At 57.9% G+C, this 18,153-nt stretch carries 10 protein-coding genes and 7 pseudogenes; 9 read left to right on the forward strand and 8 right to left on the reverse strand.

Annotated features, from left to right (window positions below; genetic code table 11):
• Positions 1 to 87 precede the first annotated feature (87 nt).
• Entirely contained in the window at positions 88 to 981 is an 894-nt protein-coding gene (locus GKE73_RS14050; protein ID WP_230370475.1) for an ABC transporter substrate-binding protein, read from the reverse strand.
• Positions 982 to 1,776: 795 nt separating this feature from the next.
• On the opposite strand from GKE73_RS14050, the gene GKE73_RS14055 reads away from it, so the two are divergent.
• Positions 1,777 to 2,979: an amino acid permease gene (locus GKE73_RS14055; RefSeq protein WP_280954945.1), complete on the forward strand. Its 1,203-nt coding sequence runs from the start codon at positions 1,777 to 1,779 to the stop codon at positions 2,977 to 2,979.
• Between the two features lie 296 nt (positions 2,980 to 3,275).
• On the opposite strand, the gene GKE73_RS14060 is transcribed toward GKE73_RS14055, so the two are convergent.
• The 3 genes and pseudogenes from GKE73_RS14060 to GKE73_RS26655 all read right to left on the reverse strand — a co-directional run bounded on the left by GKE73_RS14060 (position 3,276) and on the right by GKE73_RS26655 (position 5,424).
• Positions 3,276 to 3,869 (reverse strand): acetate uptake transporter, encoded by a 594-nt coding sequence (locus GKE73_RS14060; RefSeq protein WP_230370476.1) that lies wholly within the window; start codon positions 3,867 to 3,869, stop codon positions 3,276 to 3,278.
• 258 nt (positions 3,870 to 4,127) lie between these two features.
• Positions 4,128 to 5,266, reverse strand: a pseudogene (gene aceA / locus GKE73_RS25925) (isocitrate lyase).
• Positions 5,215 to 5,424: a hypothetical protein gene (locus tag GKE73_RS26655; RefSeq protein ID WP_230370477.1), complete on the reverse strand. Its 210-nt coding sequence runs from the start codon at positions 5,422 to 5,424 to the stop codon at positions 5,215 to 5,217. The pseudogene aceA and the gene GKE73_RS26655 overlap by 52 nt, the downstream one beginning before the upstream one ends.
• Positions 5,425 to 5,848: 424 nt before the next feature.
• Between GKE73_RS26655 and grpE the strand changes: the two genes are divergently transcribed.
• From grpE to dnaJ, 3 genes and pseudogenes are all read left to right on the forward strand, one after another.
• Entirely contained in the window at positions 5,849 to 6,385 is a 537-nt protein-coding gene (grpE, locus tag GKE73_RS14080) for a nucleotide exchange factor GrpE (protein ID WP_230370478.1), read from the forward strand.
• A 118-nt stretch (positions 6,386 to 6,503) separates the two neighbouring features.
• Positions 6,504 to 8,432, forward strand: a pseudogene (gene dnaK / locus GKE73_RS14085) (molecular chaperone DnaK).
• A 132-nt stretch (positions 8,433 to 8,564) separates the two neighbouring features.
• Positions 8,565 to 9,690, forward strand: a pseudogene (gene dnaJ, locus GKE73_RS14090) (molecular chaperone DnaJ).
• Positions 9,691 to 9,760: 70 nt separating this feature from the next.
• Here the strand turns inward: dnaJ and GKE73_RS14095 are convergent.
• Together GKE73_RS14095 and GKE73_RS23695 are read right to left on the reverse strand one after the other, a co-directional pair.
• A pseudogene (locus tag GKE73_RS14095) lies at positions 9,761 to 11,133 on the reverse strand (M13 family metallopeptidase); the annotation flags it as partial.
• Positions 11,042 to 11,887: a M13 family metallopeptidase gene (locus GKE73_RS23695; RefSeq protein ID WP_312854458.1), complete on the reverse strand. Its 846-nt coding sequence runs from the start codon at positions 11,885 to 11,887 to the stop codon at positions 11,042 to 11,044. The gene GKE73_RS23695 and the pseudogene GKE73_RS14095, both read right to left, overlap by 92 nt.
• Before the next feature lie 79 nt (positions 11,888 to 11,966).
• Here GKE73_RS23695 and hemB point away from each other — a divergent pair.
• Positions 11,967 to 12,973: pseudogene (gene hemB, locus GKE73_RS14100) on the forward strand (porphobilinogen synthase).
• Positions 12,974 to 13,119: 146 nt separating this feature from the next.
• Complete coding sequence (locus GKE73_RS14105) at positions 13,120 to 13,356, forward strand: hypothetical protein (protein ID WP_230370479.1); 237 nt, start codon at positions 13,120 to 13,122, stop codon at positions 13,354 to 13,356.
• Here the strand turns inward: GKE73_RS14105 and GKE73_RS26660 are convergent.
• Together GKE73_RS26660 and GKE73_RS26665 are read right to left on the reverse strand one after the other, a co-directional pair.
• A complete protein-coding gene (locus GKE73_RS26660; RefSeq protein WP_446686351.1) occupies positions 13,353 to 13,781 on the reverse strand; it encodes a CZB domain-containing protein in 429 nt (142 codons plus the stop codon). The genes GKE73_RS14105 and GKE73_RS26660 overlap by 4 nt on opposite strands.
• Before the next feature lie 24 nt (positions 13,782 to 13,805).
• A pseudogene (locus GKE73_RS26665) lies at positions 13,806 to 14,069 on the reverse strand (methyl-accepting chemotaxis protein); the annotation flags it as partial.
• A 633-nt stretch (positions 14,070 to 14,702) separates the two neighbouring features.
• On the opposite strand from GKE73_RS26665, the gene glyQ reads away from it, so the two are divergent.
• The 3 genes and pseudogenes from glyQ (at position 14,703) to glyS (ending at position 18,076) form a co-directional block, all read left to right on the forward strand.
• On the forward strand, positions 14,703 to 15,575 hold the full coding sequence (gene glyQ / locus GKE73_RS14115) for a glycine--tRNA ligase subunit alpha (RefSeq protein ID WP_230371490.1): 873 nt from the start codon (positions 14,703 to 14,705) through the stop codon (positions 15,573 to 15,575).
• Positions 15,576 to 15,583: 8 nt separating this feature from the next.
• Entirely contained in the window at positions 15,584 to 16,042 is a 459-nt protein-coding gene (locus GKE73_RS14120) for a hypothetical protein (RefSeq protein WP_230370481.1), read from the forward strand.
• Positions 16,017 to 18,076 (forward strand): annotated as a pseudogene (glyS, locus tag GKE73_RS14125) (glycine--tRNA ligase subunit beta). The gene GKE73_RS14120 and the pseudogene glyS overlap by 26 nt, the downstream one beginning before the upstream one ends.
• Positions 18,077 to 18,153 lie beyond the last annotated feature (77 nt).

The following is an 18,153-nucleotide window of genomic DNA, read 5'->3' on the forward strand; positions in this document are numbered from 1 at the left end:
AGGCCAGTGGCTTACTTGATGGTGTCTTTGGCTTCTTTTTGCAGAGCGGCAGACAGCGGAGCACCTTGTTTCTGAGCAGCGGAGGCATTAACGATCAGCGTCAGCTTGTTGCCCACTTGCGGTGCAATCTTGCTCGGCTTTCTCGCCTTTCAGGATGCGTGCCACGATCTTGCCGGTCTGGCGACCCATGTCGTAGTAGTTCATGCCCAGTGCGGCGATGGCGCCACGCTTGACCGAATCGGCATCGGCAGCGATCAGCGGAATCTTGGCCTGGTTGGCAACGGCTACCAGCGACTCATAGGTGGAAACCACGTTGTTGTCGGTGCTGGTGTAGATGGCATCAACCTTGCCGACCAGGCTCTTGGCGGCCGGGCCAACGTCGACGGTACGCGGAGCCGGAGCTTCCACCAGCGTCATGCCACGTTTGGCCAGTTCGGCTTTCATTTCCTTGACCACGATGGTCGAGTTCACTTCGCCCGGGCTGAAGACGATACCCACGCGCTTGGCCGTCGGCTTCACTTTGCGGATCAGGTCAACCTGCGGAGCAAGCGGCAGACGGTCAGACACGCCGGTAACGTTGCTGCCACTGGCTTTCCAGCTGCTTACCAGTTTGGCGGCAACCGGATCGGTCACGGCGGTGAACACTACCGGGATGGACTTGGTAGCAGCGACCACTGCCTGCGCCGACGGGGTGGCAATGGCAACGATCACATTCGGATTATCGCCAACAAACTTGCGTGCGATCTGGCCAGCCGTGGCCGGGTTGCCTTGGGCGCTTTGGTATTGAACTTTTACCTTGTCGGCGCCAAAGCCTTCGGCTTTCAGCTCATCTACCACGCCTTTGCGGGCGGCATCCAGTGCCGGGTGGTCAACAATTGCGGTAATGGCAACGGATTTCAGTTCGGCGGCAAAGACGCTCGGAGCGAGCAGCACGGCCGTGGTGGCGGCAGTGAGGAAATGACGACGATTGGTCAGGGCCATGAGTCTTCCTTCTTGGATTAAGCGTGATGAGCGTTGGTAATGAATCAACGATATTTTGAGCAATTTTATTCTTATATAAAAGAATTTTCTTTCGATGAAGCGCAATAAAATTTTAAATTTTGAATATTGGAGACAGGATCGTGCGTCTTCTGCCAAGGTCGATACCTAAAGCTACCCAAGGTGGCGGGTGCAAGAGTGTAAGCTGGCAAATTTTCCAGTTTGCTGCGGCGTCTTGATGGTATCAGTCGGCTGGATGCAGAAAATTGACGTCCTGGCATGACGCAGGTGAATACTCGGTCGCGTGTGGTCAGGATGCGCGGTGGGTGCGTTGGTCCTGCTTGCCTGCTCACGGCGCATGGTGATGGGATAGTTCCGTTTGGCCGTGGGTCTTCGGCCAACCTTGACGTCTTGGTTGGTGGTCCCCGTTTAAGCAAAATGCTCATGGCGCGAAAAGACCAATAATTGCTTTATGTAAAGATTAATGCGAACTATCCGCTAACAACCTGCCCTGTCTTGGCAAGGCTTTGTTCATCCGTGTTGTCAGACTAAAACTTTGCGATGCAGTAAGCGCCTGCCGAGGCTCCCCGACGGTGTGTCCGGTGCTTGCACCGTCAGGGCGTTGTTGTACTATCCGCCCCTTCGGTTTTCCACTATCGGCAAGCTGCCAGCTAGAGACAGCCACCATGGTGGTCGCCTGTTAGTCAAAGCGCGTGTCGTGTCCTTGTCTGCGCCCATGCTTGCCTGTGGGCGCATTGCCATTTCTGCGGCACGCCCATACAAGGGATTGTTGGAATCATGAGTTTGCTACGCAAGAAAAGCGTCCATGGCATGTTGGCGTTTGCCCAAAGTGCCAAGGGGCTGCGCAAGGAGTTGTCTGCCTTCGACCTGACCATGCTCGGCATTGGCGCCATCATCGGTACCGGGATTTTTGTCCTGACCGGTACTGGGGCGACCGTTGCCGGGCCGGGGCTGGTATTGTCATTTGTCATCGGGGCACTGGCCTGCGGTTTTGCCGCTCTGTGCTATGCCGAATTTGCCGCCATGCTGCCGATTTCCGGCTCCACCTATACCTATGCCTATGCCACGCTGGGGGAACTGGTGGCCTGGATCATTGGCTGGGATTTGATGCTGGAATACGCACTGGCATCGTCGGCGGTGTCGGTTGGCTGGTCCGGTTATTTCCAGAGCCTGCTGGCGGGCTTTGGAGTGCACCTGCCGGACGCGCTGACTGCGGCAGCCGGGTCACAGCCCGGTAAGCCGACCTTGTTCAACTTGGCATTTGTCATTGCGCTGGTGATCACGGCTTTGCTGGCGTTTGGCATCCGTGAATCGAAGCGCGTGAACAATGTGGTGGTGGTGATCAAGGTGTCGGTGGTGCTGTTGTTTATTGCCACGGGTATCTGGCACATCAAGCCGGACAATTGGCACCCGGCGTTGCCCTATGGTTTTAACGGTGTCTTTCATGGCGCGGCTATCGTGTTCTTCAGCTTTCTGGGGTTTGATGCGGTGACCTGTGCTGCCGAGGAGGTCAAAAATCCGGAGCGGGATATCCCCAAAGGCGTGATCTGGTCGCTGGCAATCTGTTCGATTCTGTACGTGGTGGTTTCGGCCATCATGACCGGGATCGTGCCGTTTGCCCGCTTTGCGGGCGTTGATCACCCGATTTCGCTGGCGCTGCAGGTGGCTCGTCTGGACTGGTTGGCCGGTTTTGTCGATTTGGGCGCCATCCTCGGCATGACCACGGTGATTCTGGTGATGACTTATGGTCAAACCCGCATCCTGTTTGCCATGTCGCGCGACGGCTTGTTGCCCAAAGTGTTCTCCGAAGTCCATCCGCGTTATCACACACCGTACAAGGCGACGTGGCTGATTGGTGGCATCATTGCCCTTATCGCTAAGCTTTGTTCCGCTGCATACGTTGGCCGAACTGACCAATATCGGTACCACGGCCGCTTTTGCCCTGATTGCTGCCGCCATCATTGTGCTGCGCCAGCGTGAACCGAATCTGCCGCGCAAATTTCATTGTCCGGGCGTGCCGTATATTCCGGGGCTGGCCATCGCCTTTTGTGTGTTTCTGATGACTCAGCTGTCGGCGCTGACCGGCAATGTTTTGCCATCTGGCTGGTGTTGGGTCTGGTGGTGTATTTCGGCTACTCACGGCGCCATTCGGCGTTGCACGATGCGGCCTAGCTGTATTTGGCACAATAAAAAACGCCCCGTCAGGGGCGTTTTTTTTGGGGTGATTCTCACGAAAAACAGGTGGGTATGCGCCCTTCTGTCCGTGAGTTTTCGCCTTATTTGGCAGCCGGGGCGCCCAGCGGCAATACCGTGCGGCCATATACCTCGTTCAGGATTTGGGCGATGGCGCCATAGATGGCCGATGCGCCGCAGAAAATCCCTTCAAAACCGGCAACGTGTGCCAGTTCTTCATTGCCGGTTGCCTTTTCGATGGCCAGCAGGAAAAACAGCACAACCAGAGAACCGAAGATGACCTGCAGGCTACGCGAGAGTTTGAGCGTGCCAAAGAACATGAACAGGGTAAATACGCCCCACATGCCAAGGTAGGCGGCCATCGAAGTGCCGTTATCCGGCGTGAAGCCCATTTTCGGTAGTGCAAGCAGGCCCACCAGCGTCAGCCAGAATAGCCCATAGGAAGTGAACGCCGTAGCGCCAAAGGTATTACCCATTTTCCACTCCTGCACGCCCGCGATGATTTGCGCCAGGCCGCCGTAGAAAATGCCCATGGCCAGAATCATGCCGGTGAGCGGATAAAACCCGGCATTATGAAGATTCAACAGCACGGTGGTCATGCCAAAGCCCAGCAGGCCCAACGGGGCAGGGTTGGCAAGAGTAGGGGTGATTTGTAGGTTAGATTGAGCAGCAGTCATGAGTTTCCCTGTAATTTAAGAACAAGTATTGTTGGTATTAAGATGAAATCATCGCTGGTTGGTTACCAGTCTGGTGCCACTCGTAATGAACTTCCTCGGACGGATCCGTTCGTCGTCAGCCGGTAATGCGGCGTGCGGACGGAGAAAAACAGGTTACAGCGTGTTGCTCGATACGTGTCAGGACGGTGGATGTCTGACTGACATCCACAAAAAACCCCCGGTGTTGCCATCCGGGGGTTTTGATGTGCAGCAAAAAGCTTAGTGGAACTGTTCTTCTTCGGTAGAACCGGTCAGAGCAGTTACCGACGATACGCCACCTTGGATCGTGGTGGTTACATTGTCGAAGTAACCAGTGCCCACTTCTTGCTGGTGAGATACGAAGGTATAGCCTCGATCGCGAGCCGCAAATTCCGGCTGTTGAACTTTTTCCACGTAGGCGGACATGCCACGGATAGCATAGTCTTGAGCCAAGTCGAACATGTTGTACCACATGTTGTGGATACCAGCCGGGGTGATGAACTGGTATTTGTAGCCCATGGCACCCAGTTCTTTCTGGAATTTGGCGATGGTGGCATCGTCCGGTTTTTCTTCCAGTTGAAGGACGGGGAGCAGTTGTAAGCCAGCAGCTTGCCCGGGAACTTGGCGTGGATAGCTTCAGCAAACTTGCGAGCAAATTCCAGATCCGGGGTACCGGTTTCGCACCAGATCAGGTCAGCGTACGGAGCGTAGGCCAGACCACGGGAGATGGCTTGTTCCAGACCTTTCTTGGTCTTGTAGAAGCCTTCAGCGGTACGTTCGCCAGTGCAGAACGGCTTGTCGTTGGCATCAACGTCAGAAGTCAGCAGGTCAGCAGCTTCAGCATCGGTACGAGCCAGGATCAGCGTCGGTACGCCGCAAACGTCAGCAGCCAGACGAGCTGCGATCAGTTTTTGGATGGCTTCCTGAGTCGGAACCAGTACCTTGCCGCCCATGTGACCGCACTTCTTAACAGCAGCCAGTTGGTCTTCGAAGTGAACGCCAGCAGCGCCAGCCTTGATCATGGACTTCATCAGTTCGAAGGCGTTCAGTACGCCACCGAAACCGGCTTCGGCGTCAGCTACGATCGGAGCGAAGTAGTCGGTGTAGCCTGCATCGCCAGCCTGAACACCCTTGGCGTGTTGAATTTCGTCAGCACGGGTGAAGGTGTTGTTGATGCGTTCAACAACGGCCGGAACGGAGTTAACCGGATACAGGGATTGGTCCGGGTACATGGACATGTAGGAGTTGTTGTCAGCAGCAACTTGCCAGCCGGACAGGTAGATGGCCTTGATGCCAGCCTTAACCTGTTGCATGGCTTGACCACCGGTCAACGCGCCCAGACAGTTGATGAACGGTTCGTTGTGAACCGGGTTCCACAGCTTGGCTGCGCCGTTCTTAGCCGGGTGTGTTCAACTTGTACCGAACCGCGCAGACGTTCTACGTCAGCAGCGGTGTAGCCACGCTTGATACCTTTCCAGCGCGGATTTTCGTCCCAGTCTTTCTGGATGGCAGCGATGCGTTGTTCGCGAGTAGTCATGTAAAACCCTTCATTAACGATGCGTTATCTCTAGCGGGCCGGAATCAGCAATTCCGGCGCTCCTCAGTCTGAATGACGTTCCGGTTTTTCCGGAATTTTTTTTGACAATGCTTTATGTTCACTGCCATTTCTGATCACCAAACCCCCGTGGATAACGGGTTTTAGCCGGGTGAGCCAATCAGCGGGTGTGCGGTATTATAAGCACAAAAAACCGGCTCTGCGTGCACTGCAACAGAGAAAAATTGAACATTTTCGCAAGCCAACACGGTGAACGAAAATCGAATAGTCATAGCGGTTATTTTTGTGCGTAAACGAACAGAAAAGTTATAAATCGCACATTCCCCGCCTGCTCTTGAATTCCCGTTAAAAGCCCCTACCTAGCATCAGGACATCATTTTTGCCGATCCATGTTTGAGGACTCGCCATGCAGGAAAACCAGAATCAGGAAAACGAGAATAACGTCGTGGAAGAAACCGTTTCTAGCGAAACTGCCGTGGAGCAGACGCTGCCAGAGCAGGTGGCCGCACTGGAAGCCCGGGTAGCCGAGTTGAAAGAGCAACTGCTGCGCGCGCATGCCGATATGGAAAATCAGCGCCGCCGCAACGCGGAAGAACTGGTCAGCACGCAGAAGTATGCAATCAGTAAATTTGCTCAAGAGCTGGTATCTGTAAAAGATTATCTGGAAATGGCGCTTTTGGATCAGAGCGGCCAGATCGACACCCTGAAGATGGGCGTGGACATGACGCTCAAACAGCTGGTGGCGGCCTTTGACAAGGCGCAGATCAAGGACATCGTTCCCAAAGTAGGCGACAAGCTGGACCCGCATCAGCATCAGGCCATGAGCGCGGAAGCCTCGGACGCCGAGCCGAATACCGTGCTGCGCGTGATGCAAAAAGGTTATCTCGTGGCTGACCGCGTGCTGCGCCCGGCCATGGTGGTGGTGGCCAAGGCCAAAGACTAAAAAAGGTTGGCCGAATACCTCTTGAAAAAGCAGGTATAGCCAATACCTATTGAGCTAACAGTTGGCGGCTATGAAGTTCCCGCCGCAACGAAACCAATTCAGATAAAAGGAAACGACTATGGGCAAGATTATTGGTATTGACACGGGTACCACCAACTCCTGCGTGGCCGTGGTAGAAGGCGGCAACCCGAAAGTGGTAGAAAACGCCGAAGGCGCACGCACCACGCCGTCGATTATTGCTTATGTTGAAGATGGCGAAATTCTGGTCGGCGCACCGGCCAAGCGTCAGGCTGTGACCAACCCGAAAAATACCATTTACGCGGCCAAGCGCCTGATTGGTCGCCGTTTCGAAGACAAGGAAGTACAGAAAGACATCCATCTGATGCCTTTCGAAATCATGCAAGCCAAGAATGGCGATGCCCGGGTCAAGGTGCGTGACGAAGAACTGGCGCCGCCGCAAATCTCGGCAGAAGTGCTGCGCAAGATGAAGAAAGCCGCCGAAGATTATCTGGGTGAAGAAGTGACCGAAGCGGTCATCACCGTACCGGCTTACTTCAACGACAGCCAGCGTCAGGCCACCAAGGATGCTTAAGCCGTATTGCTGGTCTGGAAGTGAAGCGCATCATCAACGAACCGACCGCCGCTGCGCTGGCGTTTGGTCTGGCCAAGCAGGAAGGCGACCGCAAGATTGCCGTGTATGACCGGGTGGCGGTACCTTCGATATCTCCATCATCGAAATCGCTGATGTGGATGGCGAACACCAGTTTGAAGTGTTGTCCACCAACGGTGACACCTTCCTCGGCGGTGAAGACTTCGACCAACGCGTGATCGACTACATCATCGGCGAATTCAAGCGCGAGCAGGGCGTTGACCTGAAACAGGACGTGATGGCGCTGCAACGTCTGAAAGAAGCCGCTGAAAAAGCCAAGATCGAGCTGTCTTCCAGCCAGCAGACCGAAGTGAACCTGCCGTACATCACCATGGATGCAACCGGCCCGAAACACTTGGCGATGAAGATTACCCGTGCCAAGTTCGAAAGCCTGGTGGACGACCTGATCGAACGCTCCATCGAGCCGTGCCGCGTGGCACTGAAAGATGCTTAAGCCTGAAAGTCAGCGACATCGATGACGTGATTCTGGTGGGTGGTCAGACCCGTATGCCGAAGGTGCAGGACGCTGTGAAAGCCTTCTTCGGCAAGGAACCGCGCCGTGACGTGAACCCGGATGAAGCCGTGGCCGTGGGCGCTGCGATTCAGGGTTCGGTATTGTCCGGTGATCGTACCGACGTGCTGCTGCTGGACGTGACCCCGCTGTCGCTGGGTATCGAAACCATGGGCGGCGTGATGACCAAGCTGATCCAGAAGAACACCACGATTCCGACCAAGGCCTCGCAAGTGTTCTCCACCGCTGATGACAACCAGACGGCCGTGACCATTCACGTGCTGCAAGGTGAACGCGAAAAGGCTTCGGCCAACAAGTCGCTGGGTCAGTTCAATCTGGGTGACATTCCTGCTCCCCGCGTGGCATTCCGCAGATCGAAGTGGAATTCAACATCGACGCCAACGGTATTCTGCATGTGTCGGCCAAGGACAAGGCGACCGGCAAGCAGGCCAACATCACCATCCAGGCTTCCAGTGGCTTGTCCGAAGCGGAAATCGAGCAAATGGTGAAGGATGCCGAAGCCAACGCGGAAGAAGACAAGAAGCTGCACGAGCTGGTACAGGCGCGCAACCAGGCCGAAGGCTTGATCCACAGCGTGAAGAAATCGCTGGCTGATTACGGCGACAAGATCGACGCGGCGGAAAAGACCAAGATCGAAGAAGCCATCAAGGCCGCGGAGGAAGTGGTCAAGAGCGAAGACAAGGCCGAAATCGAAGCCAAGTCTGAAGAATTGGCCAAGGCCAGCCAGAAATTGGGTGAGATCATGTACGCCCGTGCTCAGGCCGAAGCTCAGTAAGCTTGGTGAAGGTGCTGCCGACGCTGGCAAGAAAGACGACGGCGACGTGGTAGATGCCGAGTTTGAAGAAGTGAAAGACAAGAAGCAGTAATTCTGCGGGTCTTTTGACAGGCACGGCGCGGGCTCGGGAGTGATTCCGCCCGGCCGTGCCTTTTTCCATAAGTGCAGACTGGATTTTCGGCCAACCTTGCTGTGTTCAAGGTGAGCCAGATGGTAAACAACAATGTCCAAACGTGATTTCTACGATGTACTCGGGGTCAATCGCGATGCCTCCGACGACGAGATCAAAAAGGCGTATCGCAAGCTGGCGATGAAGTTCCATCCGGACCGCAACCCGGACAGCAAGGACGCCGAGGAGAAGTTCAAGGAAGTCAAAGAGGCGTATGAAATCCTCTCTGACGGCCAGAAACGTGCCGCTTATGACCAGTTTGGTCATGCCGGTGTCGATCCGCAGGCATGGGCGGCGGTGGCGGCGCGGGCTTTGGTGGCTTTGGCGACTTCTCCGACATCTTCAGCGATATCTTTGGTGGTGGTCGTGGCGGTGCCGGTGGTGGACGTTCCAATGTCTACCGTGGTGCCGATCTGCGCTACAACATGGAAATTACGCTGGAAGAAGCGGCGCGCGGTTGCGAGAAGCAGATCCGTATTCCGTCGCATGCCGATTGCGAAGTGTGCCATGGCACCGGCGCCAAACCGGGCACGCAGCCCAAGACCTGTTCTACCTGTGGTGGCCACGGTCAGGTGCGCATGAGTCAGGGTTTCTTCTCGATTCAGCAGACGTGTCCGACCTGCCATGGTACTGGTAAGCAGATCAGCGATCCTTGCACCAGCTGTCACGGCGCTGGCCAGAAGAAAACCACCAAGACGCTCAACGTCAAGATTCCGGCCGGGGTGGATGAGGGCGACCGCATTCGTCTGTCCGGCGAAGGCGAACCGGGGCAGAACGGCGGGCTTAAGGCGACTTGTATGTGGTAACCCACATCAAGGCGCATGCGGTGTTCCAGCGCGATGGCAGTGATCTGCATTGCGAGATGCCGATTTCGTTTGCCACGGCCGCCTTGGGCGGCGATGTGGAGATTCCGACGCTGGATGGCATGGCCAAGGTCAAGATCGCGGCCGAAACGCAGAGCGGCCGGGTGTATCGCCTGCGCGGCAAGGGCGTCAAGGCCGTGCGTGGCAATAGCTATGGCGACCTGATGTGCCATGTGGTGGTGGAAACGCCGGTGAACCTGACCGAGCGGCAAAAAGAATTGCTGCGTGAGTTCGAATCCATCAGCCGGGGCGATACCGCCAAACACAATCCGCGTTCCAAGTCGTTTATGGACAAGCTGCGCGATTTCTTTGAATAAGCGTGCGTGTTGCATGACAAAACGGGCTCCAGCAGGAGCCCGTTTTTTTTATGTCCGTACGGAGGATGGCTTACCACAGACGGATGCGATCGGCCGGTGCCTTGTACATGCGATCTCCCGGATGGACATCAAAGGCCCGTAAGAAGGCGTCACTGTTGGCCGAAGCCCCGATGGCGCGGAACGGCTCCGGCGAGTGTGGATCGGACACCAATTGCGACAGCAGGGCGGCGTCGCGCGTCTTGCTGCGCCAGACCCGGGCAAAACCGTAGAAGAAACGCTGGTCGCCCGTCATGCCGTCGATCACCGGGGCCGGTTTGCCTGCCAGTGACAGCTGATAAGCCTTATAGGCGATTTGCAGGCGTTGTCGGCAATGTTCTCGCCCAGCGTCAGCTGGCCGTTGATGTGTTTGCCCGGCAGCGCTTCGTAGCGATTGTATTGCGCCACCAGCTTGGCCGTGAGCGCCCGGAAGCGGGCGCGATCTTCTGCCGTCCACCAGTTGTTGAGGTTGCCGTCGCCATCAAACTGGCTGCCCTGATCATCAAAGCCGTGGCTGATTTCATGGCCGATCACCGCGCCGATGCCGCCGTAGTTGGCGGCGTCGTCGGCCTGCATGTCAAAGAATGGCGGTTGCAGGATGGCGGCCGGGAACACGATCTCGTTCAGCGTGGGGTTGTAATAGGCGTTGACGGTTTGCGGTGTCATGCCCCACTCGCTGCGATCGACCGGTTTGCCAAGCTTCTTGATCATTTCGCGGTAGCGAAACGCGCTGGCGTGCTGGATATTACCGACCAGATCGTTGGCCGAAATGGTCAGCGACGAATAGTCTTTCCACTTGTCCGGGTAACCGATCTTCAGCGTGTACTGCGACAGCTTGCGCTGGGCGGCAGCGCGCGTGGCCGGGCTCATCCAGCTCAAGGTGTCGATGCTCTGGCGGTAGGCCGCCATCAGGTTGTCGACCAGTTGCAGCATGCGTGCCTTGGCCGCCGGGGGGAAATAGTGCTGCACGTACAGCTTGCCGATGGCTTCGCCCAGACTGTCTTCCACGGTGGCTACCGCGCGTTTCCAGCGCGGGCGTTGCTGCTGGGTACCGGCCAGTGCCTTGCCATAAAATTCGAACCGTGCGGTAACCATCGCCTTGTTGAGGTACGGCGCGTAGCCATCCAGCAGGCGGCTGGACAGGTAGTCTTGCCAGCTTGCCAGCGGCTGACTGTTAATCAATTTGGCCGGGGCGCTGACATAGCCGGGCTGGGCGACATTGAGTTCGGCCAACTGTGGCACGCTTCCCCGGGCAAAAAAGCTCGGCCAGTCGATGTCGGGAGCCAGCTGGGCTAACTGGGCCAAGGTCAGCTTGTTATAGGTTTTTTGCGGGTCGCGGTTGTCGACCTTGCTCCATTGCAACTGCGCCAGTTGCCGTTCCAGCTGAAACACCGTTTGAGCGCGCTGGGCGGGATGGCTGAATTGCGCCTGACGGAATAGCGCGGTGAGGTAGCGGAGATACGCCCTGGCGGGCGTGTTCAAAACGGGCGTCTTTCTCCAGATAATAATCGCGGTCCGGCATGGCCAGCCCGCTCTGGTAGACCCCGGCCAGCGTGGCGCGCGAGTTCTTGGCGTCGGGCTCGACATACAGGCCGAGCGGCGTTTCCAGCGGCTCGCTCTGCCATTGCCCCAACAGCGCGACCAGTTGCGCCTTGTTGCGCAGCGCGGCGACACGGGCCAGCTGTGGCTGTAGCGGGGTCAGCCCCGGGCGTTCGATGCGAGCTTCGCCCATGAAGCTGTGGTACAGGTCGCCGATTTTTTGCGCTTCAGCCGAGTCGGTCGGGTGGGCGGCGGCGTTCTCGATGATCTGGCGGCTGCGCAGCTGGTTGAGATCGTACAGGGTCTTGAAGGCGCCGATATGGGCCTCTTCCGGTGGCAGTACGGTTTGCTTGATCCAGCTGCCGTTGACGGCATGGTAGATGTCGTCCTGCGGTCGGACGGTGGGATCGAAGCCCTCTTTGCCGATGCCGGAGGGCGTGTCAGCCTGCGCGGCGCCATGGAGGACGAGCAGGCCGGTGATCAGCGCGAGCGGGAATTTCATGAAGCGGCTTTCTACGGGTGCACGACAAGTCAGACCATGATAGGTCAAAACATCCGGGCAATTGGAGTGGTGGCTGGCCACGCGGGTTCCCGCTGTCGGGAACGTTATGGCCGACGCCATGGTCACAGCTAGCGTTGGCTCGGCACAATACCGTGGCTGAGCGTACAATCCTGTCGTCAATATCGCTAGTGGACTCGTGATGATTTTTGCTAACCGTTATTTCCCCGCTACCCGCATGCGCCGCATGCGCAAAGATGACTTTTCGCGTCGTTTGATGCGCGAGAACGTGCTGACTACCAATGACCTGATCTATCCGGTGTTTGTGCTGGAAGGGCAAAATCGCGAGCAGGAAGTGGCGTCGATGCCCGGCGTGGTGCGTCAGAGCCTGGACAAGCTGCTGTTTACCGCCGAAGAAGCGCTCAAGCTGGGCGTGCCGATGTTGTCGATCTTCCCGGTGATCGAGTCTGGCAAGGACAATGCCGCCAAGGAAGCCTACAACCCGGATGGCTCGGTGCCGACCGTGCTGCGCGCCCTGAAGGCGCGCTTCCCGGAACTGGGGTTGATGACCGACGGCGCGCTCGATCCGTACACCATTCACGGCCGGGACGGGCTCTTGGACGAAACCGGTTACGTGCTGAACGATGAAACCACCGAGGTATTGATCAAGCAGGCGTTGTGTCATGCCGAAGCCGGTGCCGACATGATCGGGCCGTCCGACATGATGGATGGCCGCATCGGTGCCATTCGCGAGGCGCTGGAAGAGTCGGGCTTTATCCACACCAAGATTTTTGCCTACTCGGCCAAATATGCCTCGGCCTTTTATGGCCCGTTCCGCGATGCAGTTGGCTCCTCGGCCAACCCGGGCAAGGCGGACAAGTACACCTATCAGATGGACCCGGCCAATCTGGACGAAGCCATTCAGGAAGTGGCGATGGATTTGGAAGAGGGCGCCGATATGGTGATGATCAAGCCGGGTATGCCGTATCTGGACGTGATTCGCCGCGTCAAGGACACCTTCAAGGTGCCGACCTTTGCCTATCAGGTATCGGGCGAATACGCCATGCTCAAGGCCGCGTTCCAGAACGGCTGGCTGGATGAGGAAAAATGCATGATGGAGAGCTTGCTCGCCTTCAAGCGTGCTTAAACGCGGACGGTATTCTTACCTACTTTGCTCTGGATGCGGCACGCCTGTTGCAGCAGCGCTAAGGTGGGGGATTGCACCTCCTGCTGACCGGGCAGCCTGCGGGCTGCCTTTTTGCGTGCTTGTGGTGAGGTTGGCCGAACCCCTACAATCCGTCGCCATCACCATTACATACGCCGTTCTGTTGGAATGGCGCTAACGAGGCCATGATATGAATTGGGCGCATTCAAGCTGGTTCTGGATTGCCATCATTGCCGCACCACTGGTTACCGTGGTGGGAACGCTGGCCCGGTTGGCGCGCAAGGAGCCGCCGATCAAGCTGCCTCCGGGCGTAGTGCCACAGCCGTGGCAGGATGAAGACGAACAGGAAGATGAGGCGGCTACGGCGCACCCGGTAGCGGCAAAACCATCGTCCGCCGCCAAGCCGGATGAGCTGTCTGGACGTTAAGCCTTGCCGCTCGCCTTGGCTACTTGCGCCAGAGCGGATTGCGACAGGTGATCGAAGGCATCGATGACGCCAAGGCTGGTGCTTTCCACCACGTCCAGCGCCTGTTCCGCGGCCGCCTGATTGTGTTGTTCCTTCTGCAGCAATGCCTCGCGCGCGGCCTGATGGAACGCGGCATGTGGCGGTTCCAGATCGCGGTAGCTTACCAGATGCGAGAAGTATTGCTTGCCGTCGCCTTCGTAAAACCACTTGCCGAGGCGGCAGTGCTGATGGTCGTTGACGTCTTGCGAGCGTTTTTCGGCCAACCCCAAAAAGACGCGGTACAGCTCGAACTTGAAGGTGTTGTGGTCGATCTTGGCCAGTTCGGCAAAACCGATCAGCGAGGCGGTTTCCAGTACCTGCTCCAGCCGTATCAGCTGGTTCAGCATGCGCTGCAGGCTGTCGGCCGCTTCCCGGCCCTGTGTGGCCGATTCGCCCACCAGCGTACCCAGTTGGTGCGCCGCCCGGCTGGCCACGTCGGTTTTAACGCCAATGCCTTCCACCAGATGTTCGATGTCGGCGGTTGCCTGACTGGTGCGTTCGGCCAACTTGCGCACTTCATCCGCCACCACGGCAAAGCCGCGGCCCTGTTCATAGGCGCGCGCCGCTTCAATGGCGGCATTGAGCGCCAGCAGGTTGGTTTGCTGGGCGATGCCGCTGATGAGCGACACGATGTTGCCGATCTGTTCGGTCTGGCTCTTCAGCCCGTCGATGTGATCTTCCGCCTGCCGCGCGTATCCCAGCAATTCATTGTGCGCCTGCAGCCCGTGTAATACCTGCTGGCTGCTTTGCTGCGTGGTGGACGAGACTTCCTCGATAAACCCGCGCTCGCCGCCCAGCATGTTGGCCAGCCGGGCATAGCCGCCCTGCAATGCCTTGAGCGACTGGTTGAAGCTGGCCATGCGCTCTGCCTTGCTGCGCAGCGCCGCCAGTTCCTCGCGCAGCTGGGCGTTTTCCGTCTCCAAAGCCTGTTGCTTAAGCTGGTTTGCTGCTGCAGCGTCTGGCGGCTGGTTTCCAGCTCGCTTTGCAGGCGGGCAATTTCCGCTTCTCTCTCTTCGGCCACGCGCGAGTTGAAAAACAGCACGGCAATCCTTCCCTGAATTTGTTTATGACAAAGCGGAATGTTACTACACAAACAAATAGGATATATGACGGAAATTCCGCTAAGTTTATTCGGTCAGACTAGCCATGGCGCAGCTGGCTTGACGGGGTTTGTCCGCATATGGCTGGAGCATCCCCGAGCAAATCCGGTAGAATCAACCTTCGACTTTTTATATTGCCAACCACGTTTATGCTTACCTTCCGAGGAAATCATCCTCACGCTTCAGCATTACTGGAACCGCCAGGGCTGCGCGCTGTTGCAGCCGTACGATACGGAGGTGGGCGCCGGTACTTCGCATACCGCTACCTTCCTGCGTGCGCTGGGTCCGGAACCTTGGAATGCGGCGTATGTGCAACCGTCGCGCCGTCCCAAGGATGGGCGTTATGGCGAAAACCCGAACCGTCTGTTCCAGCATCACCAGTTTCAGGTGGTGTTGAAGCCGTCGCCGTCGAACATTCAGGAACTGTATCTGGGCTCGCTCAAGGAACTGGGCATTGATCCCACCGTGCACGATATCCGTTTCGTTGAAGACGACTGGGAAAACCCGACGCTGGGCGCCCTGGGGCTGGGTTGGGAAGTATGGCTCAACGGCATGGAAGTGACGCAGTTCACCTACTTCCAGCAAGTGGGCGGTCTGGATTGCAAGCCGGTGCTGGGTGAAATCACCTACGGGCTGGAACGTCTGGCCATGTACCTGCAAGGCGTGGAAAACGTGTACGACCTGATCTGGACCCACCGTCCGGACGGCAAGCCGGTGACTTACGGCAACGTCTTCTTCCAGAACGAAGTGGAACAGTCGCGCTTTGCGTTCGAACACAGCAACGTCGAGCTGCTGTTCAAGCAGTTCAATGATTACGAAGCGGAAGCCAAGCGCCTCTTGGATGCTGGCTTGCCGCTGCCGGGCTACGAAATGATCCTCAAGGGTTACCATACCTTCAACCTGCTGGACGCCCGCGGGTCGATCTCGGTGACGGAGCGTGCCGCTTACATCGGCCGTATCCGCAATCTGGCCCGTGGTGTGGCACAGGCCTACTACGACGCGCGCGAGGCCCCGGGCTTCCCGATGTGCAATCAGGACTGAGATCCAGCATGAAAACCGGACTTTGTCTTTTTCTGGCCGCGCTGACGGCCCCGGCACTGGCTGCCCAGGCCGATTGGGTGGTGTACCAGCGCGGCAGTGCGCTGGAACTGGCGGTTGATCGCCAATCCATCTGGCTGGAAAAAGACGGGCTGGTTCACTTCGTCAATCAGGAACGGTTTAGCGAACGGCAGTACGAAAAAGGCTACCGCTTTGCGTTCGACATCCGCCGCACCGACGGCTATGCCGATTGCAGCAAGAACCAGTTTGCACTGGTCGGTTCGTCCTATTACACCCGTAACAACCAGCACATTTTCTCGTCCATGTTCCCGTTGCAACGCTATGCCGGACACGGCAGCCGGTGTACGACGGGTCCGTGGCCGATGCCATGCTGCAAGTGGTGTGTGCTGCCGCCAAAACCGCTCCTCGCAAGAAACCTGAATGATCATGAACGCCACTTTGCTGATTGAACTCCTCACCGAGGAGCTGCCTCCCAAGGCCTTGGCCAAACTGGCCGAGAGTTTTGCCCAGACCATTAGCGACGAACTGAAAAAATGCAGTTCGTGGCCCCAGAGGTTTCGGCCAACATATTTGCCTCGCCGCGCCGTCTGGCGGTACAGATTCCGGCGGTCGTTAACGTCCAGCCGGACCAGAAAATTGTCCGTAAGGGCCCTTCGGTGGCTGCTGGCCTGAAAGACGGCCAGCCGACGGCTGCGCTGGCTGGTTTTGCCCGCTCCTGCGGCGTGGACGTGGCCCAGCTCACCACCCTGCATGATGGCAAACAGGAGGTGTATGCCTTTGAAACCGTCAAGACTGGTGAGGCGCTGTCGGCCGTGTTGGCCGATATCGTCGCACTGGCGCTGAAAAAGCTGCCGGTGCCCAAGCTGATGCGCTGGGGCGATTCCGACGTGCAGTTTGTGCGCCCGGTGCACGGCCTGATGATGCTGTGGGGCGAAACCGTGATCGAAGGCGAGGTACTGGGGCTGAAGAGCCGCAATGCCACGCGCGGCCACCGCTTCCTGTCCTCCGGCGATGTGTTTGTGGAAAAAGCCGACGACTACGCCCGCGTGCTGTTTGAGCAGGGCAAGGTGCTGGCCAGCTTTGAAGCGCGCCGCGAACTGATCAAGAAACGTCTGGCCGATGCTGCTGCCGTGCATGGTGCCACCATCGCCGCCGATGACGCGCTGCTGAACGAAGTGACCGGGCTGGTGGAATGGCCGGTGGTGCTGGAAGCTTCGAAGCCGAATTCCTCAAAGTGCCGCAGGAATGCCTGATCCTGACCATGCAGCAGAACCAGAAGTATTTCCCGCTGCTGGATGCGCACGGCAAGCTGATGAACCGCTTCCTGCTGGTGTCCAATCTGGAAACCTCCGATCCGTCGTTCATCATCCATGGCAACGAGCGCGTGCTGCGCGCCCGTCTGTCCGACGCCAAGTTCTTCTTCGAGCAAGACCAGAAAGTCCGTCTGGACAGCCGTCTGCCGCGTCTGGCCAATGTGGTTTACCACAACAAGATCGGCTCGCAGCTGGAACGCGTGCAACGCCTGCAAACCATCGCCGGTGGCATTGCCGAGCGTCTGGGCTGCGACCGTGCCACGGCCGAACGTGCCGCCTATCTGGCCAAGGCGGATCTGGTGTCCGACATGGTGGGCGAGTTCCCGGAACTGCAAGGCATCATGGGCATGTATTACGCCCAGCACGACGGTGAAGCCGCTGAGGTGGCCGCTGCCATCGAAGGGCATTACCACCCGCGCTTTGCTGAGCGATAGCCTGCCGCAAGGCCCGGTGGCGACCGCCGTGGCGCTGGCTGACAAGCTGGAAACCATTGTCGGCATCTGGGGCATTGGTCTGGTGCCAACCGGCGACAAAGACCCGTTCGCGCTGCGCCGTGCCGCGCTGGGCGTGGTACGCATGGCGCTGGATGCCAATGTTGACGTCAAGGAACTGCTCTCCATCGTTGCCGCGGGTTTCCCGGCGGGCAAGCTGTCGGCCACGGTGGTGGATGAAGTGTTCGGCTTCATGATGGATCGCCTCAAGCATTTCCTCGCTGGCGATTACAAAGTGGACGAGATCGACGCGGTACTGGCCCTGACCCCGAGCACGCTGAATGAAGTGCGTGCCGTGCTGTCTGCGGTGGCCAGCTTCAAGGCCCTGCCGGAAGCTGCCACGCTGGCCGCTGCCAACAAGCGCGTGAAGAACATCCTGAAAAAAGCCGAAGGCGAAGTGGGGCAGGTTAACCCGGCCTTGTTGGCCGAAGCGGCCGAACAGGCGTTGTTTGCCGCCGTACAGCAACTGGCGCCGCAAGTGGAAGCCAAGTTTGCCGAACGCGACTTCGCTGCCGCGCTGGCGCAGCTGTCCAGCCTGAAGGCGCCGGTCGATGCCTTCTTTGACGGCGTGATGGTGATGGCCGAAGATGCCGCCGTGCGTGCCAACCGTCTGGCGCTGTTGGCCAAGTTGGCCGAACTGTTCAACCGTGTAGCGGATATTTCGCTGCTGGCCGAGTAAGCGCGGCCTTCCATACCGCTATTGCCGCACGACAACCCCGAACCGGGCGCCTGATGGCCACGGTTTGGGGTTATTGC

Source organism: Paludibacterium denitrificans, assembly GCF_009707705.1.
In the GTDB taxonomy this organism is placed as follows: Bacteria; Pseudomonadota; Gammaproteobacteria; order Burkholderiales; family Chromobacteriaceae; genus Paludibacterium_A; species Paludibacterium_A denitrificans.

Coding starts and splice junctions, on each gene's coding strand:
- GKE73_RS14060 (WP_230370476.1), bottom strand. CDS start 3,869: ATGACTGCTGCTCAATCTAACCTACAAATCACCCCTACTCTTGCCAAC.
- GKE73_RS14105 (WP_230370479.1), top strand. CDS start 13,120: ATGAATTGGGCGCATTCAAGCTGGTTCTGGATTGCCATCATTGCCGCA.
- GKE73_RS26655 (WP_230370477.1), bottom strand. CDS start 5,424: ATGACTACTCGCGAACAACGCATCGCTGCCATCCAGAAAGACTGGGAC.
- grpE (WP_230370478.1), top strand. CDS start 5,849: ATGCAGGAAAACCAGAATCAGGAAAACGAGAATAACGTCGTGGAAGAA.
- GKE73_RS14120 (WP_230370481.1), top strand. CDS start 15,584: ATGAAAACCGGACTTTGTCTTTTTCTGGCCGCGCTGACGGCCCCGGCA.
- GKE73_RS14050 (WP_230370475.1), bottom strand. CDS start 981: ATGGCCCTGACCAATCGTCGTCATTTCCTCACTGCCGCCACCACGGCC.
- GKE73_RS26660 (WP_446686351.1), bottom strand. CDS start 13,781: ATGCTGAACCAGCTGATACGGCTGGAGCAGGTACTGGAAACCGCCTCG.
- GKE73_RS23695 (WP_312854458.1), bottom strand. CDS start 11,887: ATGGCGTCGGCCATAACGTTCCCGACAGCGGGAACCCGCGTGGCCAGC.
- GKE73_RS14055 (WP_280954945.1), top strand. CDS start 1,777: ATGAGTTTGCTACGCAAGAAAAGCGTCCATGGCATGTTGGCGTTTGCC.